The organism is Eximiradius proteiniborus, assembly GCF_058546985.1.
The window spans coordinates 1,225,699-1,248,425 of the sequence record NZ_CM178592.1; the positions used below are offsets into that span (position 1 = coordinate 1,225,699).

The window sequence follows — 22,727 nt, forward strand, 5'->3', positions numbered from 1 at the left end:
TAAACAAACTATTTTTCAAAAATCTTCTTCGACAAGAAAGTAAGCACTTCGGGGCGTTCTTCTTCGTCGAATTCGGTTAAAATGATTTTACGATAATCCATCAGGCTTTTTGGAGAGAGCCCTTCGATTTCAAGTAACTTGTTGAGGTCTGCATCGAGAAACTCACGGGCAGTAGTAATTCCCATATTTCTTAATTTTTCGATAAGTTCATCGCCAAATTCAACTTTAAATTCAACCAAATCAATATCTTCGCCACCTTCTTTGACAAGCTGGATATTAAATCCTGTGAGTTTGGAAGCAAGACGAACATTTTGACCATTTTTACCGATAGCGAGGGACACCTGATCGTCGGCAACAAGAACCGTAGCTGTGCGAGTTTCGTAAGAAATTTGGATATCGCGAACTTTTGCAGGAGCAAGAGCACGCATAATGAATACCTGAGGATTTTCAGAAAATTCTATGAGGTCTATACTTTCGTTATTCAGTTCTCTAACGATGGAATGAATGCGAACACCTTTTAACCCAACACAAGCGCCGACTGGATCAACTCTGTCGTCGTAAGACTGAACGGCAACTTTGGAGCGTTCGCCGGGTTCGCGAGCGATAGCTTTGATTTGGATCACACCATCATATATTTCCGGGATTTCAATTTCAAATAGACGCATTAAAAATTCATCGCAGGCACGTGAAAGAATAATATCGGGTTGCCCACCGGAACCACTACGACGAACTTCTTTAATAATAGCCTTGATTGGCTGGTTCTTTTTGTATCTATAAGGTTCATTAGGGATTTGTTCTTCGCGAGGCAAGCGCATTTCAATTTTATTATGCATAACAAGCAAGTCGTGGCGACGAATCTGATAAATTTCACCGACAATAATTTCGCCGACACGATTGGCGTATTCGGTGTAGATATTGTCTTTTTCGACTTCTCTTATTTTTTGGTTCAAGTTCTGAGCGGCAAGCGAAATTAATCTTCGACCGAAGCTATCTGAAATGTTGTCGAGCGTAATTTCTTCGATATATTCATCGCCAATTTCCAAAGGCTCGTCGGTATACATTTGAGCTTCTTCGAGAGAAATTTGGGTATCGGGGTTTTCAACTTCCTCGACAACTTCACGCATCAAGTAGATTTCGATATCGCCTTTTTCCATATTGACGATAATTTCAAAATTAGCGTCCTGCCCGTATTTCTTACGGACAACCATCGAAAGAGTTTCTTCGAGAATACCTTGGAGAAGGTCTCTATCGATGTTTTTGGCTTTAGCCATCTCCATAAAAGCATCAACGATAGTCTTTTTGTCTATCTTGTGCTTTGCTTTACGTCTTGCCATTTTTCCTTGACTGATAATTAGTTTTTTAAAATATTTTTAATATTTTTCGTTAAAGTCTATTATAATTGTATAAAATTAAAATAAAAATTTATACAAAAAATGGGCTTGAAATTTCCGAAGCCCATCTCTTTTTGAGATATTCAAAAATAAGTAAAATTATTGATTTTGAAAAATGTTTTTTTAACTTAATGATAAATCAAGGAGTTTTTATGGGGTTCAAAAGCATAGATTATTTCAACATCGATGAACTTTATACAGAAGAAGAACTTCTAATAAGAGATTCGATAAGAAAGTTTGTTGATGATGAAGTAATACCAATAATTGAGCAATATTATTTCGACGGGAAATATCCAGAGCATCTTACACAGAAACTTGCAGAACTTGGAGTTTTTGGGATAACACTTTCAGAAGAATATGGTGGAGCGGGTGCAAACTATACATCTTACGGACTTGCAATGCAAGAACTCGAACGAGGTGATTCTGCTGTTCGCTCGTTTGCGTCTGTTCAAAATTCGTTGGTGATATACCCGATTTCGAGATATGGGACAGAAGAACAAAAACGCAAATGGCTTCCGCGTCTTGTCCGAGGCGAAGCAATCGGATGCTTTGGATTGACTGAACCTGATTTTGGTTCAAATCCGGCTGGGATGATAACAACTGCAAAGAAAACAGATGGAGGATTTCTGCTAAATGGTGCAAAAATGTGGATTACGAATGGAACGGTAGCGGATGTAGCAGTAGTTTGGGCAAAATTGGACAATGAAATTCACGGCTTCCTTGTGGAAAAAGGAACGAAAGGGTTTTCTGCACCTGAGATGAAAGGTAAACACTCTTTGAGAGCATCGGTTACATCTGAGTTGATTTTCGAAGACTGCGAGATTCCAGAGAAAAATATATTGAATGTAGCGGGATTGCGAGGACCTCTTTCCTGTTTAAATCAGGCTCGGTATGGGATTGCCTGGGGAGCAATCGGAGCGGCACTTGCAGTATTTCACTCAGCACTTGAATATTCAAAATCGAGGATACAATTTGGAAAGCCAATCGCAAAATTTCAGATTACACAAGAAAAATTAGTGTGGATGCTGAATGAAATCACAAAAGCACAACTTGTGTGCTACCGACTTGGAAGACTTATGGACGAAGGGAAAGCGCGTCCTGAGCAGATTTCTTTTGCGAAACGCAATAATGTCGATATAGCATTGCAATGCGCCCGTATTGCTCGAGAAATTCACGGTGCAAATGGGATTTTGGGCGAATATCCGGTGATGCGTCATAGTGCTAACCTTGAATCGGTCAAAACATACGAAGGAACTCACGAAATTCACACATTAATTTTGGGCAGAGATATAACTGGTGAAGATGCTTTTGAATAGGAGAAGAAATGTTAAAAAACAAGGCTAAATTTACATCTGCTGAAATAATTGCAATTTTCGGGGAAGAAAACGTATTAAATGTTCAACAAAACGAGTTTATTGGTGTTTCTATTGATACACGCTCAACTGAGGCGGGAGAAATATTTGTTCCTCTGATTGGTGAAAAAATAGATGCACACGAACTTCTGCCAGATGCATTTTCGAAAGGAGCTTCGCTTGCAATAGTGTCGAAAAGTTGGTTCGACAATAATGCTGAAAAAGTAGAAGGAAAGCCGCTTGTTTTAGTTGAAGATACACTTTCTGCACTTGGAGAACTCGCGTTGTTTCATAGAAATCGGTTTAACATTCCAATAATTGCGGTAGCTGGCTCGAATGGCAAGACAACAACCAAAGATATGATTGCAGCAGTTCTTTCAAGAAAATTTAAGGTTTTGAAAACTTTCCAGAATTTTAACAACCGTATAGGTGTTCCACTGATGATTTTCAATCTTGATGAGGCTATCGAATGTGCAGTAATAGAAATCGGGACTAACGAACCAGGCGAAATATTTATTCTGTCGGAAATACTTGCTCCGACAGAAGGGATTATTACAAATATCGGGCAGGAGCATTTGGAGAAACTCATCGACCTTGATGGGGTTGAAATGGAAGAAACGAGCTTATTTGGATATTTACAGCGTTTTGGAGGAACTTGTTTTATCAATTGTGATGATGAAAGGTTAAGTAAATACCAAAGGATTTTAGATAAAAAGTTCACTTATTCAACTAATGACGAAGAAGTGAATTTAAAAGTTGAAATTGAAATAAACTCGAACATTAATCCAATTCTTAAATATTCAGTCGGTGGAAATCAAAATAAGATTCAATTGAATACGTACGGAATTGCTTCCGGATACAATGCAGTTGCAGCAATTGCTATTGGAAAATATTTTGAAATAGATGATGCTGAAATAAAACTTGCTCTTGAAAGTTTTGAACAGGAAAAATACAGTGGCTATGCCCGAATGATACTTCAAGAAATAGAAGGATACACTATTTTAAATGATTGCTATAATGCTAATCCGTCATCAATGAAAATGTCTATAGAAACATTACAGAGATACCAAGGGAAACCGAAGCGAGCAGCAATACTTGGTGATATGCGTGAGCTTGGCGAAAAGTCTTTTGAATTGCATCTTGAAGTGCTTAGATATGCTTCTAATGTATGCGACAGAGTGTTTGCAACAGGTGATTTTATGCAGAAAGCAAGCGAAAAACTTCAAGCAGACAATGTAGAACACTATTCTGATTTAACTGAAATTGCCAATGAAATTAAAGAGTTAAAAAATGATTATGTATTTCTTCTGAAAGGTTCTCGCGGAATGAAAATGGAAAGAATAATTGAAATGCTGAATTGAATTTGTTTATAATAAAAATGAAATAAAGTGTGAAGTCATTTTTCTTAATTGTTTCAATTTATTATATTTGTAAACTATATTTTATTAGTTTTAACAATTTTTGAGTGATTATATGGCTGGTCATAGTAAATGGGCTAACATAAAACATCGTAAAAGCAGACAAGATGCAAAACGTGGTAAAATGTTCACTCGTCTTGCAAAGGAAATAACAATTGCTGCCCGCGAAGGTGGTGGCGACCCTGAAAGCAACCCAAGATTACGTCTTGCAATTGCTAATGCACGTGCAGTGAATATGCCTTCCGACAATATTCAGCGAGCAATTAAGAAAGGGACTGGAGAGCTCGAAGGCGAAAATTATATGGAAATTATGTTCGAAGGATATGCACCGGGTGGGGTTGCTGTGATTGTTGAAACAGTAACAGATAATAAAAACAGGACACTGCCGCTTGTGCGATCCACAATGAGTAAGCTTGGGGGTAGTCTTGCAGAAACAAATGCGGTTGCCTGGAATTTTGAACGAAAAGGTGTGATTTCGATAAATACAAATGGTAAAAGCGAAGATGAACTGCTTGAAGTAGTACTCGAAGCCGGTGCTGACGACCTTGAATACGATGAAGAAGTGTCAAGAGTGATTTGTGCAATGGAAAACTTCTCCAGCGTGAATAAATATTTTGAGAGCAATGGATTTCAAGTGCAAGAAGCTAAGCTTGAATACATTCCTAAGCAAGTAATAACAATCAAAGACGTTGCTGAAGCACAAAAAGTAATGAAGTTTATCGAAGGAATAGAGGACCTTGACGACGTTCAGAATGTGTTCTCTAATTTCGAAATAGACGATTCGATTGCGGACAAGATAGAAGAATAATGATAATATTAGGTGTCGACCCTGGCTCGGTTTTATGCGGTTACGGAGTAGTCGAGCATGATGGACGAAATGTGGCATTGATCGAGTATGGAGTAATTGAAGCAAAACGTCGGCACATAGATTTCAATCAACGGCTGAAAGAAATATTTTCGAGATTGAATTCTGTAATTGAAAGAACAAACCCAGATGCTGCTGCTTTCGAAGCATTGTTTTATTCGAAGAACGCACAAAGTTTGATCAAACTTTCGCATGCAAGAGCAGCAGCAATTTTAGCCGTTACCAACAACAACATACCAGTTATTGAATATTCCGCCAGAGAAGTGAAAAAGTCTGTTACAGGACGAGGCTCTGCAAGCAAAGAGCAAGTGCAGTATATGGTGCGAAGCATACTCAGTATAGAGGAAACACCTCAATTTTATGATGCAACAGATGCGCTTGCAGTTGCGATTTGTCATATCGTCCGGAAAAATCATAACCAAAAGAAAAGCACAAGCTGGGCTGATTTCCTGAAAGATCATCCTGAATTAATCATTTCAAGATAGAATGAACAGCAATTTTCAAAACAGAAAAGTATTTTATACACTGCTTGCTTTTTTTGCATTTGCGGTGTTTTTTTTCAATCAAAACCACCTTAATCAGGATACTATATATTTCAAACATATTCTTCCAATTGCTGAAAACGTGTTGAAAGGCGAAGGATACACAAACGCAGCAGGAGAACCTGCTTTCTATCCGATTTGGGGTTATGTATTTTTGCAAATGCCCGGATTGATAATGGGTTTACCTCAGCTTTGGACATTATTCATTCAATTTTTCTTGTCAATTCTTGCGGTTATACTCTTTTACAAATTATTTGAAATAAATGAAAAGTATTGGCATATTCCGTTTTTTTTACCATTTTTTGCATTATGTTCAATTAAAACAGCTGATGGGCTGGCTTCCATATTGCTTGTTGCTTATGCCTATAATGTGATTGTTTACTTTAAGACAAGAGAAATTAAGAATTTGTATTATTCTGGGCTTGCACTTGCAATATTAGTAAATTTACGTTCAGAATATATTTATTTACCTGTGTTTCAAACATTATTTTTTCTTTTTTGCTTAAAAAATTGGCGGAAATACTTCAAAATAAATGTGATTTTTGTAATAATTGCGTTTGTTGCTATGCTGCCCTGGGCAATCCGAAGTTATTTAATCACTGACAATATTCGATTTAATTCAAGCAATGGCGGTGCAGTAATGTATATTTCGCTCGGGCAGCTTCCACAGAATAAGTGGGAAATTTCACCAACTGACAGCACAGCATATTCAATTGCTGCAGCAAACGGAATAGACGATCCGTTTTCTCCTGAAGCAGACACACTTTTTCAACGATTGACAAAAGAAGCAATTTTAGATAATCCATCTGAATTTATTAAGAAAATGGGCTATAATGCTATTAAGGTGTTTACTAATGGCGTTTATACAGGAGAATATGCTAATTATTTTTTGGGAAAACAATTACGTTCGAAAATTGATAATAAGCTTAATATTACCCCAAATAAAATTGAACAAATCAAAATTATCATCAATTTGCCATTAAATCAGTCAATTCCGCTTATTGTAGAAAAATTCATTCAAATGTTATTTCTTCCAATCTTTTTTATGTTGATGTTATTTCTGCTTTATAATATTGTTTTTAACAAATCAAGGAATAACGAAACATTATTAACAGTTTTGATGATAATTCTTTTTAAAATTTTGCTAATATCATTAATACAATATGAGTATAGACATACGACAGGTTTTTATTTGCTGGCGTTCGGGGTTTTTGCGTTTTTATTAAACAAAAGAAGTCTGATAAACAGAGAACATTAATAATATTGAGCAACAAAAGGCTAAATTATTTTCATTTCACGAAATACGCTAATTTCATTAAAATAAATTTAATTTTATTCGTTAAACTTGTATCAGTAAAATTATCAATGATTGAGAAAGTAATGAAAAGTGATGTGATTTATATTGATAGTGAAAATTTGAATAGAATGGTCGAAATACCGGTTTATGGTCATTTTGGTTCATCGCTTTTATTGTTATTTTCGACTGAGGAAGACGACCCATACGAAAATGAAGAAAATGGATTAATTCCACATTTATCTCAGTATATAAAGGCAGGTAAGGTTCGAATTTACTCGCTTCCAATTCCCAAGATATGGGACGAAGTTGCTTTGTCTAATGAAGAACGATCTCAAATATTATTCAACTTTAATAATTTCATTGTCGAGGAGCTTTTAGCAAAGGTATATAATCATTGTGGACAGATTGTGCCGATATTAACAGCTGGTGCTTCGAAAGGCGCATATTATGCATTGAATACGTATTTCAGGCGTCCGGATTTATTTCTGGGAACAGTTGCAATGAGCGGGAAATATGATATTTACTGCCATACAAAAGGATATTTCGACGACAACTGTTATTTTAATTCTCCAATTCATTATCTGCCAAATTTGAACGATAACTACTGGCTTACTTTTTTGCGTAGTCGTCATCACGTTTATTTAATGAGCGGGAAGGGCTATGGCGAAGACCCTTCACCAAGTTATAATCTGTCGAATATACTAACGCAAAAGCAAATACCCCATACAATAGATATATGGGGCGAAGAATGGGGACATAACATTGATACCTGGAAAGCAATGTTAGCAAAAATTATCCATAATAAGTTTTAATTTTTCGATTTAGATTTAGCAAAGATTTTTTTTAAAGCTTTGTTTTCGCTTTTCATAACAAGTTGGTAAATAGTTTCGCCAGACGATGTTTTTGCGTTTGCATCAGCACCATAATTAAGTAAAAGTTCAGCCATTTCACAATTTTCTAAAATCAAAGTCATTTCAAGAGGATATTTTCCTTGTGAATTTTTATTATTAATTAAATTGCGGTTATTATCTAAAATTGATTTTACTTTACCTTGGTCGTTTTCCAAAACAGCATTTGTAAGTTCATCGATTGGGTTATTTTTTGCATTAATTTGTGTTGTTTGTTCAATGGCAGAAGGTTTAGCATATCCATATGAGAATGATGAAAGAACTAAAAGCAATGAAAATACAATAATTCTCATATATTCCTCCAAAATATTCTGAAAATAATAATGATAATACGCAATAATAGAATATTAAGTTTCAAGAATCAATCATTGAAACAGACAAAATGAAGGGATTATCTAAATAACGGGTAGCTCTTCTTTTCGATTTTCAAATCTTGCAGAGTAGATGATTTTATTCCGAAACGCAGGTAGAAGCCTCTATTGAAACCGATTGGATTCCAGTTAAGAATTAGCTCCCAGCAATGAAGGTCTTTTTTGAGATTAATCTGTGGGGTTAGAAATTCTTTGCGAATGAAGTCATAACGAGCATTTGCAGAAATGTTCCAGGTTTCAGTTAGCTGAAGATTAAGTGTCAGATAAGTGTTCAGGCTTCTATCAATTCTATCAATAGTGAATTGATTATAATTGAAATTCAATCCATAACCAATAAGCCAAGGAAATGCAAAAGGGCGAGCGCCAGGGGAATTATCGCCGTACCAGTCAAATGATGCGTCAGCATCAGAATGACGGGATAAAAAGCGTGCCCCAAGCATCGCCTCAAGAGTATCTATGTCTTTTTCTGATTGGTTTTCTTCCGAAAAGGATGTTGGAGTAGTGTGAGACAACCCCTCTGAAGCAAAACTGCCAGATAAATTAACTGAAAACGAGGTCAATCGGGCTAAACCTTTCCCCTGCTCAATAAGAAATTTATTAATTTTTCGATAACCTGAATAACTGCCCTGTGTGAATTTAACTTCGTCGTATGCAGTGAAACTTGCATTGCCCGAGAATTCGAAGGCACCGAGTGCTGGAGTTCGGAAAGACATATTAATATCAGACAGATTTAGAGAATCTGCAGCAAAATTGTAGCTTGTGGAGAAGGTTAAACGCAAAAGTTCGATGTTTTTGTCGGGAAGAGTATCACCCTGCTTAACTTTTATTTCGAAGCTATGCAAATCGGAATAAGAAATACGTTGAGCCATCTGTGATGGTGCTGCACCGCCATCGCTTTCGTAGCGAGAATATTTTATTGTTCGGTTTTGGCGAGGGTCGAAATACCGCCCGTAAAAACCAAACTTATCTTTGGAAAAATCTGGTGTGAAACTATAGCCAATAGTGGGTTGATATGTATGACGAAATGCTTTAAATCCAAGGCTTTCAGGACTGATGAAACCGAAAAAGGGTCGTTGGGCGTCGGCAACACCGAAAAGGCGTGTGGAAGCAGAAATTCCGAAGCTATAATAATATTCAGTGAAAAAGCCACGTTTGTATTTATCAATTGTTGAAGAATCCTGAAGATTGATTTGTCGCTCAAGTTGGCGGAAATAATTATTTACAGATAGCGAAACAGAGGGAGTTAAAGTGAAATATCCAAATTTTGGAGAAATAGAAACGCCGGGCGAATGGCTGATTTTATTTCTTTCAGTGTATTTGAAAGAGTTACCGTCTGTTGTTTTGGAGAGACTATTGGTGTAATTGCTACGGTAACTGAAAGAGATGTCGCGAACGAATGAATACCAAGCGCGGGTTGAAGGTGAAATCACACTTTTTAGTGGAGTAAAATTTGGGATTGAGTAATTAATAGGAATAACCTGACTATAATTCTGAGTAATCAAATTTTGGTCGCGTTGGAAGGAAACGGAGAAATTCGAACCATTATCAAAACTTTTAGAATATGAGGCGTTCGAGGTGATATTTTGCTGAATTCTTGATTGATAGTCGGTCTGGGTATTCCGATTGAAATCGCGTGAAGCAAAATTAACACCAATATCAATTCGTTCGTAAGGATTGAAAATATGATTATGGTTGAGCTGGAGGCTCCAATTACGCTGATATTGGTCGTCGGGATTATAGCGAGTTCTGCCAAATTGAAGAGTAACGCCACCATTATGAACATCTCTAAGAGCCCAGCGAGTAGTATTTTTGAGTAAGAAGCCACCTTTTGAAAACAAATCAGTTTTAAATTGAGTATCCCAATAATCAGATGCAGCCCAATAAAATCCTAAATCCTGAAATACAACGCCACGATTTTTGGAAAAATAGAAAGAAGGTATAATAATTCCAGATTGTCGTCCGGTTTTACTTGGGAAGAACAGCCCGAAAGGAAAAATAAAGATAGGCATATCTTCAACGTAAAAAATAACGGGATCGATGTAGATTTTTTCCTTTACTGCTAATTTCATTTTGGGCGAACCGAAGTAATAGTGCGGGCAAGCATCGTTGCAAGTTGTATAATAGCCATCGCGGACGAACAACTCATTTTCAGAAATACGTTTAATCTCGGAGCCGTAGTAAAAACCTTCACCGGCTTGAGTTTCGCCGGCAACAATTTTTCCTCGTTTAGTTTTAAAATTATATGAAATTTCTTCGCCAAAGAAAATTTCACCGGCATCAGAAAAGCGAGGAAAACCATAACGTCTATTGTTAGAATCTGTTCTCCATTTTGCGCGTAAAATTGAATTATTGAAATCAATTTCGATAACTTCAGCGTTTAACTGTTGCACTTTGAAATCGATTTTAGATTTGCCGACAAGTCTCATTGTTTTTGAGCTTAGCCGAAAGACAGCAGTATCTTGTGCAAAAAAGGTAACAAGCGAATCAATACCTGATGGTGATTTTACTTTTTCATTTTCCGGCTTTTGGGTGAAAGCCTGACGCAGGGAATCAAGGACTTTGCTTTTTTCTTGTGGGTTAGTAATTTCCTGAGCAGGGAGCATTTTTTTTAATTCTTCGGTTTCTTGCAGAGATCGGCGAGTTGCTTCCTGAGAATAGAGAGAATTAAAAGAAAGCATAAATATACACACACACCAAAAGAATTTCTGTATATTTACTTTTTCTTTTTTCATTATGATAATAGTTTAAAGTTTACGTAATTATTACGTAAAAGCTAATCATCGAGTTTCTTGCGAAGTATTTCAGTAACAAGTTTAGGATTGGCTTTGCCTTTCATTTTTTCCATAACTTGTCCGACGAAGAAGCCGAAGACATTTTTTCTGCCACTTTTGTATTTTTCAACAGAGTCTGGATTATTTTCAAGGATTTCGTTGATTAATGCTTCGAGAGCTGAACTATCGGAAATCTGGACAAGCGAACGTTCTTCAATAATTTTTGCAGGTGATATGTTGTTTTGAAGCACTTCCGGGAAAATATCTTTTGCGATACGGCTTGAAATTTTATCTTCCGAAAGATAATCAACAATTTCTGCAACGAATTTCGGGTTCAGTTCGAGTTCGTTAATTCCAATTTTACGTTCGCTAAGGATTCGGAGCACTTCTGTCATAAGCCAATTGCTCACAAGCTTAAATGTTTTTTGAGACTTTTCAGACAGATGAGAGCAACAAAGTTCGTAATAATCAGCAAGATTGCGGTCTTCGACAAAAATTGAAGCGTCGTAATTAGGAATTCCGTATTGCTCAATTAATCTTTGCTTACGTGCAAAAGGAAGTTCAGGAATAGAGGAACGGATGCTATCGAGTCGCTCGCCCGAAACTTTTACTTTTACAAGGTCGGGTTCAGGAAAATAACGATAGTCGTGAGCAAATTCTTTGCTACGCATAGAGCGAGTAGTTTGAGAAGCAGCATCCCAGAGACGTGTTTCCTGGTGAATTGAGCCACCATTCCGGAGCACTTCAATTTGTCGCTGAATTTCGTATTCGATAGCTTTTTCAACATTTCGGAAACTATTAAGATTTTTAACTTCTGTTTTTGTTCCGAATTCCGAAGTGCCTTTGGGACGAACGGAAATATTAGCATCACAACGCAAAGCACCTTCTTCCATATTGCCGGTACAAATACCCAAATAGACAAGTATTTGCTTGATAGATGTAAGATATTTATAAGCTTCCTGAGCTGAACGAATATCCGGTTCACTTACTATTTCAATAAGCGGAACGCCCGAACGGTTGAGGTCAACGAGTGTATCAATATCGAGGTCGTGAATAGATTTACCAGCGTCTTCTTCCATATGAATACGAGTAATGCCGATTCGTTTACGTTCGGTTTCGGAGAGTTCGATTTCAATAAATCCGTCGTAGCAGATTGGGTCGTCGTATTGAGTAATTTGATAACCTTTTGGCAAATCAGGATAGAAGTAATTTTTACGAGCAAAAGTAGAGATTTCGCGAATTTTGCAATTTGTTGCGATACCCATTTTTATAATAAAATTCAATAGATTTTCATTTAATACCGGAAGAGCACCGGGATGACCTAAACAAACAGGGCAAGTCTGAGTGTTAGGCAAGGCACCATATTCTGCTGAACAAGAGCAGAAAGCTTTGGAGTTTGTGAGAAGTTGAGCGTGGACTTCAAGTCCAATTACTGGTTCAAATTCAATCATTTCCCGTAACCTTTAGATTATTTTCATCAATTTTATCTTTGAAGAAAAAGTGGTAGAAGAAGAAACTTTCGAAAACAGAGAGCAATACTAATGATAAAGTATCGTGGTTGAAATATGGTGTTTTCCAGGCGTCAGGGTAAACAGCATAGGAAAGCGACCCTGTCATAGCCCAACCAATCGAGAAAACTAAAAGAAAGACGCCCAATCCGAGGAAAGCGTCGCGAAGTGTTCTATTCTGCCAATTTTTTACAAAAACATATACTACTGCAATAATATGTAGCTCGAAAATAAATATTTCAATCATTCAAACGTTTCAATACAATGTTTATAAAATGTACATTTATAAATAGGTAAATTATGAAATCTTTTAATGAAATCCGAATAGTTTTTACCACTGCTTCCACTGCAGAGAATGCCGACGAAATAGCACAAGCTTTGCTAAGAGAAGGGTTAGCCGCGTGTGTATCGGTAATACAGAACGTTACATCTTACTTTATTTGGAAGGGTTCGTTGGATGTATCGAGCGAGTTTATTCTGAAAATCAAAACTTTCGAAGACAAAATAAATTTAATTGAAGAGAGAATAAAACAGCTTTCGAATTACGAGTTGCCTGAAATACTTGTTCTGCACGATATTGCATCATCGGAAGAGTACTATAACTGGATGAAAAGCCTGTTGTTTTAGTATGTTTTGATGAAATAATATTGCTTGACTTTGAATTGCTAATTTCCTTTTTATTCGAAAGTTTCATATTTTTGAATAAAAAGGAAATTTTATGTTCACGGGATTAGTAGAAGAAATTGGGAAAGTGCAAAAAGTCCAACCTATTGGCGGGGGACGAAAATTTACTGTTGAGGCGAGAAAGATATTTGATGATTTGAAAATTGATGATTCAGTTGCAATAAACGGAGTTTGCCAAACTGTTACCGAAATCAAGGGGAATTCATTTTCGTTTGTCGCAGTTGAGGAAACCTTATCGAAAACAACATTAAGCGAGCTTAGAAGTGGCAGTTTTGTGAATTTGGAAAGAGCATTGCGTCCGGTCGACAGGCTTGGGGGACACATTGTTCAGGGACACGTAGATTGTATTGGAACAATTACAAAAACAGAGAGTCTTTCGACAGCAGTTCTTTTGTGGGTTAAGTTTCCGAAAGAGTTTGAAAAATACGTAGTTCGCACCGGTTCAATATGCATTGATGGGGTGAGCCTGACGACTGCTCGGGTTCAGTCGAACGTTTTTATGGTATCAATAATTCCACATACCTGGGAAAAAACAATTCTCAAAGAATATTCAATCGGAACAAAGGTGAATCTTGAATTTGATATAGTTGGAAAGTATATTGAGAAAATTTTGGGAAACTCTTCCGATAGTTCAAGCATTTTCGAGCAATTCATAGACCAGCCGGAATGGTGATTTCTTGATAGTTAATAAGTAATATATTTTCTGAAATCAGAAAAACATTAGAAATGATTAATTAAAATTAACAATACTATTAAACGTCTTTAATTTTTATAATTTTCTGAATTTAATTGGGAATTTGGAGGTTCTTAATGAATGAAAATCGTGATAGCGGGAAAAAAAGGAGAAATTACGAGGACCCAAAGCAAGACCAGCAGCAATTTTTCCGTAATATGATGATATGGATGTTTTTGATTGCTACTGCTTTCACTTTGTATATTTTATTTCAACAAGGAACAAACAGTCAGGAATGGCCTGTTTCATATTCTGAATATGTAAGTTTTTTAGAACAGGATTTAATTTCATCTGCCAAGGTTGTAAAAACATCGTTCAATGATATTGAGTTCAAGGGAGTATTGAAAGAACCTGTAACGATTAATTATGAAGGTAAAACGAGAGAAATCACGCGATTTACAACAAAATTAGGTGTTCTGGATAGCGAAGCTGAGAAAGCCTGGAAAGAAAAGGGAATTCGATTGACTTACGAAAGCGGAGATAATGCGTGGTGGGGTGCGATTTTGTCTATTCTGCCGTGGATATTATTAATCGGGCTGTATATTTTCTTTATACGCAGGATGTCTGGTGGAAATTCAACGCGTGGAATATTCAATTTTGGCAAATCTCGCGCAAGATTGCTGACGGATAGCCAAAACAAAGTTACTTTCAAGGATGTGGCTGGAGCAGATGAAGCAAAATATGAATTGATGGAAATTATCGAATTTCTGAAAGACCCACTGAAATTTCAAAGATTAGGCGGCAAAATTCCCAAAGGTGTTTTGCTTTTGGGACCTCCGGGAACTGGTAAGACATTGCTTGCACGTGCAGTTGCAGGCGAGGCAGGAGTGCCGTTTTTCTCAATTTCCGGTGCAGACTTCGTAGAAATGTTTGTTGGAGTTGGAGCAAGCCGCGTAAGAGATTTATTTGAACAAGCTAAGAAAAATTCCCCGTGTATTGTTTTCATAGATGAAATTGACGCAGTGGGACGGCATCGTGGCGCCGGACTTGGTGGCGGACACGATGAGCGTGAACAAACTTTGAACCAGCTTTTAGTTGAAATGGATGGCTTTGAGCAAAACAGCGGAGTGATAGTAATTGCTGCAACCAACCGTCCAGATGTTTTGGACCCAGCATTGCTTCGCCCGGGAAGATTTGACCGTCATATTGTAGTTGATAGACCAGATGTAAAAGGACGGGAAGGAATTTTCCGCGTTCATACTGCAAAACTTCCGTTAGGAAAGGATGTGGATTTGGAAGTTTTGGCAAAATCTACACCGGGACTGTCGGGTGCCGATATTGCAAATATAGTGAATGAGGCGGCATTGTTTGCAGCAAGACGTAACAGCGATGTTGTTACAATGTATGATTTTGAACAGGCAAAAGACAAAGTTCTTATGGGAGTAGAACGAAAGAGCCTGGTAATTTCTGCAAAAGAGAAAGAAATGACAGCCTATCACGAGATGGGACACGCACTTGTTCGATATTTTATTCCAAATGCTGATAAAGTGCATAAAGTAACGATAATTCCACGAGGACGAGCACTTGGTGTTACTACTTTTTTGCCGAACGAAGACCAACACTCTCTAACAAAGGACTATATTGAAACACAGATTATTACTTTGCTTGCAGGACGAGCAGCAGAAAAAATTGTCTTTGGCAATCTGACGACCGGAGCTGCAAATGATTTGCAACGTGCGACACATCTTGCGCGTAAAATGGTGTGCGACTGGGGAATGAGCGAAGAAATTGGTCCTATTACTTTTGCTCACCAACACGAAGAAGTATTTTTAGGACGTGATATTTCACAACCTCGCGATCACAGTGAACTTACAGCTCAATTAATTGACAGCGAAGTAAGAAAAATATTAACTCAGTGCTCAAATAAAGCCGAACAGATATTAAACGATAATCTTGAACTTCTTCACAAAACTGCAAAAATTCTGCTTGAACGCGAAACTTTGGATTCGAGTGAACTTGAAGCAATTATTCGTGGTGAAGAATTGCCTCCTATTTCGGTGAATGCGTTGAATGCAATAAAAGCTATGGCTTACTCAACGCGTACTGATAAAATAACCAATGAACAGGAAAATAGTGAAACTAATAATGGGCAACCAAGTTAATTATTGAAGATTATTGAGAAGTAATAATGAAAAAGTGGCTGTCCCGGTAAAAGAGACAGCCACTTTTTTATGGATTAAAGACCTTGTTTTTGAAGGAAAACGCCTTTGTCAACTTTTGCGAAGAAATCCTGGTAGAATTTAGCATCATCGACTGAATAAACTTTGATTACATTACCATTATTATCAAGTTCTCTGGCTTGAAAATTCGCTCGAACTTTAGTTTGGCGACCGAATTCAGAAACGTTTACGGAAACTTCAATTTGTCTGATTTTTTTGTAAACTTCGCGCTGATTAGCATTAGTATTTGAGAGAGACAAGAAGAATTGCTCCCAGAAATCATCTTTTTGACGACGTGGATTTGAAAGGTCGATTTCTTTTGAAGCTGTAACGAGCCCCAAATCTACGACTGCATTTTTAACAATATATCCATCGTCCTGCAAAACGTTAAGAACTGATTTCATCACAAGTTTAACATCATTAGTATCAATAAATCTTGTCTGGAATTCACGTATTTGAGTTTGTGTCATTTGCGTTTCCTGACGTGAGGTGCTTATGACGGTGCAGGAAGACAAAGCCAGCATAAACAAGAGCAAAAATAACGAGTATGTTTTCATTGCTCCTCCGTTAAAATTTGCTTGAGTGGTATGCGAATGAATCAACTTTGCCTTGTTCGTTCATTTTAATAACAACAGTTAAAGTTTTTTGTGTTACAGAAGCATTGGAAGACGAACTACCCTGAGCAAAAAGAACAAGGAACAGAACGTTAGCACTTTCGTTATAGCGGGCTTCGGTTGCGATACGGTCGTAAACCCAAGTTTCGTATCCGTTTTGGTCGCGAGTAACAATATTAGGCGAACCAAGTGATTCGATAACTTCGGCACCGGACATACCTTTGCGTAATTCCTTTTGCAAGGTGCCGACAGTAATTTGTTTTTCCTGACTACCGGATTGAGCCGAGTACGAGCCGCCGGAAGTAACAGTGCAAGAACTAATACCAAATGCAAGGGCGATTGCTAACAGGGATGATAATAATACTTTTTTCATAAGAACCTCCATAAATTTTTATAATACATATTAAAATTCAAATACAAGACCAATTTGGAAAGTAGCTATATCAGTTTTGGATTTAGAGCGGCGGAACTCTGGCGATGAATCAGGATTGATTTGCTTAACCATATAGTAATCAACAGTAGTACCTTTTGCATATCGAGCTTTAATATCGAGAAGCAATCGAGAATAGTAGCTTGGAAGAGTAACAAAATCGACTAATTTTATCATAGTGCCAACCCCCAATCCTGCATTCCAGCCAGCAGATAACTCATTTTTTGAATCTTCAATACCAAAAGCAGATTTAAAATCACTATTTGCATTGATTAAAGTAAAACCGGCAAATGCTTCGAAGTATGGGAAAAAATATTCAGCGACATTGGGGCGAATTTGCATAAAAACAGTAACAGGAATTATCATATTTTGGTATGAAACTGTATCTCTAAGATAAGTCCAGCCACCTTGATTTTTATAGCGGAAAATACGTTCATCGCCACCATAGAAAAGTAAATCTGTTTGCAAACCAAGAGTAATTGGAACAGGAGCAAAGTTGTAGCCACCGTAGAGAGAAAATCCCTGACCGGAACGTTTTAAGTTATCGTAGAATTCTTTTTGTGGCACTGAATTAGTAAAACTAAGTCCGAACATACCTTTAAGCGGTTTACTCTTCAGAGCTTCGATTTCTTGCTGCTGAGTTTGAGCAGAAGCGGAAAATGCGATTAAAGCTGTTCCTATAATCATTAAAAAAAACATTTTTTTCATAACACACTCATAATTGTTAAATTCACAAAATTTTCTTAATTGTATTACGTAGTTAAAGATATGATGTTACAATTTTTTTTGAGGATAGGTTATGAGAATATTTATACTGACTACTTCATTACTAATATTATCTGTTAGTTATCTTCTCTGTGAGCAGGATTTCAAGATTACCGGAAATTTTCAATTAAGAACAGAGCTGGACGGAAGAGATTTTTCGAACAAAACGTATCCGTTAAGTTTTACTTCGATGCGAACTATGATAGGTATAGAAAAAAATCTTACGAAAAATATTAGTGCATTTTTCCAGATACGCGATTCAAGACTTTGGGGAGAAGCAAAGAACACAATCTACAACTTGAAGAATGTAGATTTGCATCAAGGCTATGTGCAATTTGATAATATTCTGGATGAGCCGATGAGTGTGAAAGCGGGGCGTTTCGAGATGCAATTCCGCAATGGGAGATATTTTTCAACAAATAATTTCCATTATATTGCCCGCTCGTGGGATGGTGTTTTGTTCAGCTACGACACCAAACCATTTGGAATAAATATTTTTGCACTAACACACAGCCGTTCTGTTGATGCATACATAGGAAGAGCAACTCCAGACACATCACAATATCCATATCCCTCAAAGCCAGAAGAAGGACATAATGTTTACGGATTTTGGAGCAAATTTGCTTTTGACAAAGAACATTATTTAGACCTTTTTTCATATTATGATTTTAACAGAAAGAGAACAACAAAGGGGAATTATACTTCAGACAGATTTATGAGTGGATTTTATTATAAATTCAGCTACAATGACTTTTTCACAGTGCTCGAAGGAGCTTACCAAGGTGGAGAAGCAGGAGACCAAAGATACAGCAACGCACCAAGAATAATTCAAGCTTTTAATGTTGCAGGAAGTCTTAATTACAAGATACAAGACTTAACGATAGGACTAAACGCAGATATATTATCCGGAACATCAGAAAAAGATATGAACGAAGGAAAGTTTTATAGAACATTTGATGCGACTTATCAAGGCAAGCATTCATTTTATTCAGGTATGGACTATTTTAGCGACATACAAAAGTCCACAAATAACAGAGGATTAAATGATTTGTTTATTAAAATCACATATAATATGAATCCTTGGACTTTCATTTTCGAAGGACATAATTTCACAACAAACAAAGTATATAAATTGCAAAACAATAATGAAAGCAGAGATTTAGGAAATGAATTGTATTTAATCACACGTGTGAATTTACTAAAGAATGCTACTCTTGAATGGGGAAATGCAGTATTTATTCCAGGAGAAGTGATGAAAGATGTTTACGATGTTAATAGAAATGATGGAATTGGCAACTATGATAGAACTGACCCGGCATTTTGGACATATTTGATGATGCGGGTTAGTTTTTAGCAAAAAATATTGTTTATTAAAGAAAATAATCATATTTTAGAAAATATTTTCCATTAATATTCAAGGAGTAGAAAATGAAAGTATTGAAGTATTGTTTACTATTTTGTTTTACAATTATTTTATTGAGCGGATGTGGCAACAAGCATGGGAAACCCGTTGAAATAAAAGATTTGAAAGAATACAAGGACGAGGCTGTAGGATTTTCGATAAAATACCCTTCGAATTGGGTAACAACCAAAATGACGGGAGTTCGCTTTGCAGCATTCTCATCGAATAGTGCCAAACCACGTTTTGCAAGATACGATACCGAAGGATTTCCGGGTGCTAAAATTGATGTAAATATCGTAAAAATTGATAGTGTTGTAACTTTAGATAGTATTATCAAAGTAAATAAAACATTCCAACCAGATTTGTATAAGTTCGACGAAGTAATGTTAGATGGAGTAAAAGCAAGTAAATTCACTTATTCATTTGAGTTGGAAGATGGCGAATTTATGGGTGAACTGTATGTAGCCACAAAAGATGGTAAACTTGCTACAGTATTATTCTTCGAGACATTTGCAAATACCTGGGATATGTATAAAGATAAATTCAATGAGATTGTTTCTTCATTGAAATTGGCAGCAGAACCAGCCGCTCCAACAGCAGCACCAATTAATGCAGAAGAACCACCTGCATCGGCAAATTTAGTTCCGAAGTCCGGTCCTGGATATGTAATAATGGTGCCTGACAACTTTAATCTGACAAAAGGCGTAGCCAGAAATGTAATTTCTTCACAAAATTATATTGGCAAACGTCGTGCTGATTGCAATATTCAAGTGGACGTAATTGATGCATCACAATCGAAAAACCTGAAGAAAATTGTTGATGAAAACAAGCCTACATACAAAAACAGTGGCGAACCGAAAGCAATTAATTTGGGCGGTGTGTCAGCATATATGTTCACATATCAACCAACCGGACAGGTAAAAGGACGCGTTTATTTCGCTTTGAAAGGGGACAGATTATATAGAATCACAATGAATTGGTTTGCAGGAGAAGAAAAAGACTATTTGCCAGTATTTGAAAAATCTGTAAACTCAATAAAATTCGAATAATAAAAATCAAATTTAATCTAAAAAAGAGGTTGTCCGAATTGGACAACCTCTTTTATATTTATAAGAAAAATAATTATTGGGTTACCATAAGTCTGGATTTTTGAGATAATCATCGATTGCAGCGGCGGCTTTGCGACCAGCACCCATTGCAAGAATAACAGTTGCACCGCCAGTAACAATATCACCACCGGCAAAAACACCTTTTTTGTTTGTTTTCATAGTGTTTTCATCAACAAGAATATTGCCCCATTTATTAACTTTTAGGTCGGGAGTTGTGGAGCTAATAATTGGGTTAGAACCATTACCAATTGCAACAACTGCAACATCAACAGGAATAGTCTCGATAGCATCTGGAATAGGAACAGGGCGACGGCGACCAGAAGCATCCGGTTCTCCGAGTTGCATTTTTTGGACTACCATTTCGCGAAGGTTACCAATTTCGTCACCACGAAGTTCAACAGGAGCATAGAGAAGCATAAACTCAACACCTTCTTCTTTTGCGTGATGAACTTCTTCAATACGGGCTGGCATTTCTGCTTCTGTTCTGCGGTAGCAAATAATAGCACGTTTTGCACCAAGACGAAGAGAGGTGCGAACGGCATCCATTGCTGTATTTCCACCACCAAAAACGACAACAGTTTTGCCTTTAATATTAAAAATAGGAGTATCGGCATTAGGAAAATCATAAGCACGCATTAAATTAACACGTGTGAGGAACTCATTGGAAGAATAGACGCCGTTCAGATGCTCGCCCGGGACACCCAGGAAGTAAGGCAAACCAGCACCAACACCTAAGAATACAGCATCGAAGCGTTGCAAAAGTTCATCAACAGTTTCAGTTAATCCGATAATGTAATTAGTAACAAAATTAACACCTAATTTTTTTAGTCCTTCGACTTCGGCACGAACAATCTCTTTTGGCAAGCGGAATTCAGGAATACCATAGATGAGCACACCACCTATTTCGTGAAGGGCTTCGAAAACAGTAACATCGTGTCCCATCTGGATTAAATCGCCGGCGCAGCTAAGTCCGGCAGGACCGCCGCCGACTATAGCAACTTTTTTACCAGTCTTAGGTTTTGTTTCAGCGATTTGAAGACCAATTGTCCGGCGTTCCCAGTCGGCAGCCCAACGTTCGAGGTATCCAATAGCAACGGGTTGTCCTTTCTTTGCTAACACGCAAACTTTCTCGCATTGTTCTTCTTGCGGGCACACTCTACCACAAACAGCAGGCAAAGCATTATCTTCTTTTAGAATTGCGGCTGCTTCTTTATATTTACCTTCAGCAATCATTTTAATAAAATCAGGTATTTTTACAGAGACAGGACAGCCGGCGACACAAGCAGGTTTTTTGCACTGCAAGCAACGTTCAGCTTCGCGGCGAGCAGTTTCTTCGTCGTAGCCTAAATTTACTTCTAAAAAATTTTTTATACGTTCGTTTGGGTCTTGTTCAGGCATTTTATGTCTTGGGATAGCCATTCTTTCTTTTGGAGTTAATTCTGCCATATTATTGCTCCTTTTGCTTTTTAAGTTCTTCGTTGAACATTTTGTCGTAATTACATTCTAAGTCTCGCAAGCTAATTTCTTCTTCGCTGCGATAAACTCTATTTCTTTGCTTTAAAATATCGAAATCAACTGCGTGTGCATCGAATTCCGGACCATCGACGCAAGCGAAAACGGCTTTGCCATCGACAACAACACGGCAGCCACCACACATTCCAGTGCCATCAACCATAATTGGATTGAGGCTAACAACTGTTTTTATATTATGGGGTTTTGTAACTTTTGCAACTGCTTCCATCATTGGAATAGGACCAATTGCAAGCACAAAATCAATTTTTTTGCCTTCATCGATTAATTGCTGTAATTTATCAGTAACAAAGCCGTGAAATCCATAAGAACCATCATCGGTTGTAGGATATACTTCATCGGCAATTTGTTTCATTTCGTTTTCGAGAATAACATAGTCTTTGGAGCGACCACCAATAATAGAGATAACATAGTTGCCGGCATCTTTGAGTGCTTTTGCAGTGGGATAAGCAATAGCAGTTCCGACACCACCACCAATACTAACAGCAGTGCCGAAATGCTCGATATGAGATGGTTTGCCAAGTGGTCCAACGACATCGAGGATGAAATCGCCAGCGTTTAAAGTGTTGAGCAGACGGGTGGTTTTCCCAACACCCTGAACAATGATTGTAATTGTGCCGTCAGCGGGATTGCTATCGGCAATAGTAATCGGGATACGTTCGCCTTTTTCGTGAACACGTAAAATTATAAACTGCCCGGCTTTTCTTTTTTCAGCAATTTTGGGTGCTTCAATTCTAAACAATTTTACCTCTGGTGCTAAAAAACGGGCTTCTACTATTTTGTTCATTAATACCTCTAATAAAATATATTAATAAATATTTATCGAATTAATTAAAAATCAGAAGATTTAATTTATAAAAATATCATTATTGATAAAA

General features: G+C 37.2%; 21 protein-coding genes. 11 read left to right on the forward strand and 10 right to left on the reverse strand.

Annotated features, from left to right (window positions below; translation table 11 throughout):
• Window positions 1–8: 8 nt before the first annotated feature.
• Window positions 9–1,334, reverse strand: a complete 1,326-nt coding sequence (gene nusA, locus ACY2LT_RS05110; protein WP_491816767.1) for a transcription termination factor NusA — start codon at window positions 1,332–1,334, stop codon at window positions 9–11.
• Between the two features lie 209 nt (window positions 1,335–1,543).
• Between nusA and ACY2LT_RS05115 the strand changes: the two genes are divergently transcribed.
• From ACY2LT_RS05115 to ACY2LT_RS05140, 6 genes are all read left to right on the forward strand, one after another.
• Window positions 1,544–2,707 (forward strand): acyl-CoA dehydrogenase family protein, encoded by a 1,164-nt coding sequence (locus tag ACY2LT_RS05115; RefSeq protein ID WP_491816768.1) that lies wholly within the window; start codon window positions 1,544–1,546, stop codon window positions 2,705–2,707.
• Window positions 2,708–2,715: 8 nt separating this feature from the next.
• Window positions 2,716–4,104: a UDP-N-acetylmuramoyl-tripeptide--D-alanyl-D-alanine ligase gene (locus tag ACY2LT_RS05120; protein ID WP_491816769.1), complete on the forward strand. Its 1,389-nt coding sequence runs from the start codon at window positions 2,716–2,718 to the stop codon at window positions 4,102–4,104.
• Window positions 4,105–4,216: 112 nt separating this feature from the next.
• Window positions 4,217–4,969, forward strand: coding sequence for a YebC/PmpR family DNA-binding transcriptional regulator (locus ACY2LT_RS05125; RefSeq protein ID WP_491816770.1), 753 nt, complete (start codon window positions 4,217–4,219; stop codon window positions 4,967–4,969).
• A complete protein-coding gene (ruvC, locus tag ACY2LT_RS05130; RefSeq protein WP_491816771.1) occupies window positions 4,969–5,511 on the forward strand; it encodes a crossover junction endodeoxyribonuclease RuvC in 543 nt (180 codons plus the stop codon). Before ACY2LT_RS05125 ends, ruvC begins: the two co-directional genes overlap by 1 nt.
• A 1-nt stretch (window position 5,512) precedes the next feature.
• Window positions 5,513–6,826: a hypothetical protein gene (locus tag ACY2LT_RS05135; RefSeq protein ID WP_491814279.1), complete on the forward strand. Its 1,314-nt coding sequence runs from the start codon at window positions 5,513–5,515 to the stop codon at window positions 6,824–6,826.
• A 122-nt stretch (window positions 6,827–6,948) separates the two neighbouring features.
• The gene (locus tag ACY2LT_RS05140; protein WP_491814280.1) at window positions 6,949–7,677 is read left to right on the forward strand and encodes an esterase; all 729 of its coding nucleotides are present in this window, start codon (window positions 6,949–6,951) and stop codon (window positions 7,675–7,677) included.
• Here the strand turns inward: ACY2LT_RS05140 and ACY2LT_RS05145 are convergent.
• The 4 genes from ACY2LT_RS05145 to ACY2LT_RS05160 form a co-directional block, all read right to left on the reverse strand.
• Window positions 7,674–8,066: a hypothetical protein gene (locus ACY2LT_RS05145; protein ID WP_491814282.1), complete on the reverse strand. Its 393-nt coding sequence runs from the start codon at window positions 8,064–8,066 to the stop codon at window positions 7,674–7,676. The genes ACY2LT_RS05140 and ACY2LT_RS05145 overlap by 4 nt on opposite strands.
• Before the next feature lie 98 nt (window positions 8,067–8,164).
• Window positions 8,165–10,822, reverse strand: coding sequence for a putative LPS assembly protein LptD (locus ACY2LT_RS05150; protein WP_491814283.1), 2,658 nt, complete (start codon window positions 10,820–10,822; stop codon window positions 8,165–8,167).
• A 95-nt stretch (window positions 10,823–10,917) separates the two neighbouring features.
• A complete protein-coding gene (gene gatB / locus ACY2LT_RS05155) occupies window positions 10,918–12,366 on the reverse strand; it encodes an Asp-tRNA(Asn)/Glu-tRNA(Gln) amidotransferase subunit GatB (RefSeq protein ID WP_491814285.1) in 1,449 nt (482 codons plus the stop codon).
• Entirely contained in the window at window positions 12,359–12,670 is a 312-nt protein-coding gene (locus ACY2LT_RS05160; RefSeq protein WP_491814286.1) for a hypothetical protein, read from the reverse strand. The genes gatB and ACY2LT_RS05160 overlap by 8 nt, the downstream gene beginning before the upstream one ends.
• Before the next feature lie 53 nt (window positions 12,671–12,723).
• Between ACY2LT_RS05160 and cutA the strand changes: the two genes are divergently transcribed.
• The 3 genes from cutA to ftsH all read left to right on the forward strand — a co-directional run bounded on the left by cutA (window position 12,724) and on the right by ftsH (window position 15,942).
• Window positions 12,724–13,050: a divalent-cation tolerance protein CutA gene (cutA, locus tag ACY2LT_RS05165; RefSeq protein ID WP_491814287.1), complete on the forward strand. Its 327-nt coding sequence runs from the start codon at window positions 12,724–12,726 to the stop codon at window positions 13,048–13,050.
• 91 nt (window positions 13,051–13,141) lie between these two features.
• Window positions 13,142–13,780 carry a riboflavin synthase gene (locus ACY2LT_RS05170; RefSeq protein ID WP_491814288.1) on the forward strand — a complete coding sequence of 213 codons (639 nt, stop codon included), beginning with the start codon at window positions 13,142–13,144 and terminating at the stop codon, window positions 13,778–13,780.
• Between the two features lie 137 nt (window positions 13,781–13,917).
• Window positions 13,918–15,942 (forward strand): ATP-dependent zinc metalloprotease FtsH, encoded by a 2,025-nt coding sequence (gene ftsH / locus ACY2LT_RS05175; protein ID WP_491814289.1) that lies wholly within the window; start codon window positions 13,918–13,920, stop codon window positions 15,940–15,942.
• 74 nt (window positions 15,943–16,016) lie between these two features.
• Here the strand turns inward: ftsH and ACY2LT_RS05180 are convergent, their stop codons facing one another.
• The 3 genes from ACY2LT_RS05180 to ACY2LT_RS05190 are packed head-to-tail and all read right to left on the reverse strand — an operon-like array spanning window position 16,017 to window position 17,751.
• Window positions 16,017–16,556, reverse strand: coding sequence for a hypothetical protein (locus tag ACY2LT_RS05180; protein ID WP_491814290.1), 540 nt, complete (start codon window positions 16,554–16,556; stop codon window positions 16,017–16,019).
• 10 nt (window positions 16,557–16,566) lie between these two features.
• Complete coding sequence (locus ACY2LT_RS05185; protein ID WP_491814291.1) at window positions 16,567–16,986, reverse strand: hypothetical protein; 420 nt, start codon at window positions 16,984–16,986, stop codon at window positions 16,567–16,569.
• 30 nt (window positions 16,987–17,016) lie between these two features.
• Window positions 17,017–17,751, reverse strand: coding sequence for a hypothetical protein (locus ACY2LT_RS05190; protein ID WP_491814292.1), 735 nt, complete (start codon window positions 17,749–17,751; stop codon window positions 17,017–17,019).
• A 91-nt stretch (window positions 17,752–17,842) separates the two neighbouring features.
• On the opposite strand from ACY2LT_RS05190, the gene ACY2LT_RS05195 reads away from it, so the two are divergent.
• Together ACY2LT_RS05195 and ACY2LT_RS05200 are read left to right on the forward strand one after the other, a co-directional pair.
• Window positions 17,843–19,162, forward strand: coding sequence for an alginate export family protein (locus tag ACY2LT_RS05195; RefSeq protein WP_491814294.1), 1,320 nt, complete (start codon window positions 17,843–17,845; stop codon window positions 19,160–19,162).
• A 74-nt stretch (window positions 19,163–19,236) separates the two neighbouring features.
• On the forward strand, window positions 19,237–20,259 hold the full coding sequence (locus ACY2LT_RS05200) for a PsbP-related protein (protein WP_491814296.1): 1,023 nt from the start codon (window positions 19,237–19,239) through the stop codon (window positions 20,257–20,259).
• Between the two features lie 81 nt (window positions 20,260–20,340).
• Here the strand turns inward: ACY2LT_RS05200 and gltA are convergent, their stop codons facing one another.
• A complete protein-coding gene (gltA, locus tag ACY2LT_RS05205; RefSeq protein WP_491814298.1) occupies window positions 20,341–21,765 on the reverse strand; it encodes an NADPH-dependent glutamate synthase in 1,425 nt (474 codons plus the stop codon).
• Window position 21,766: 1 nt separating this feature from the next.
• Window positions 21,767–22,636 carry a sulfide/dihydroorotate dehydrogenase-like FAD/NAD-binding protein gene (locus ACY2LT_RS05210; protein ID WP_491814300.1) on the reverse strand — a complete coding sequence of 290 codons (870 nt, stop codon included), beginning with the start codon at window positions 22,634–22,636 and terminating at the stop codon, window positions 21,767–21,769.
• Window positions 22,637–22,727 lie beyond the last annotated feature (91 nt).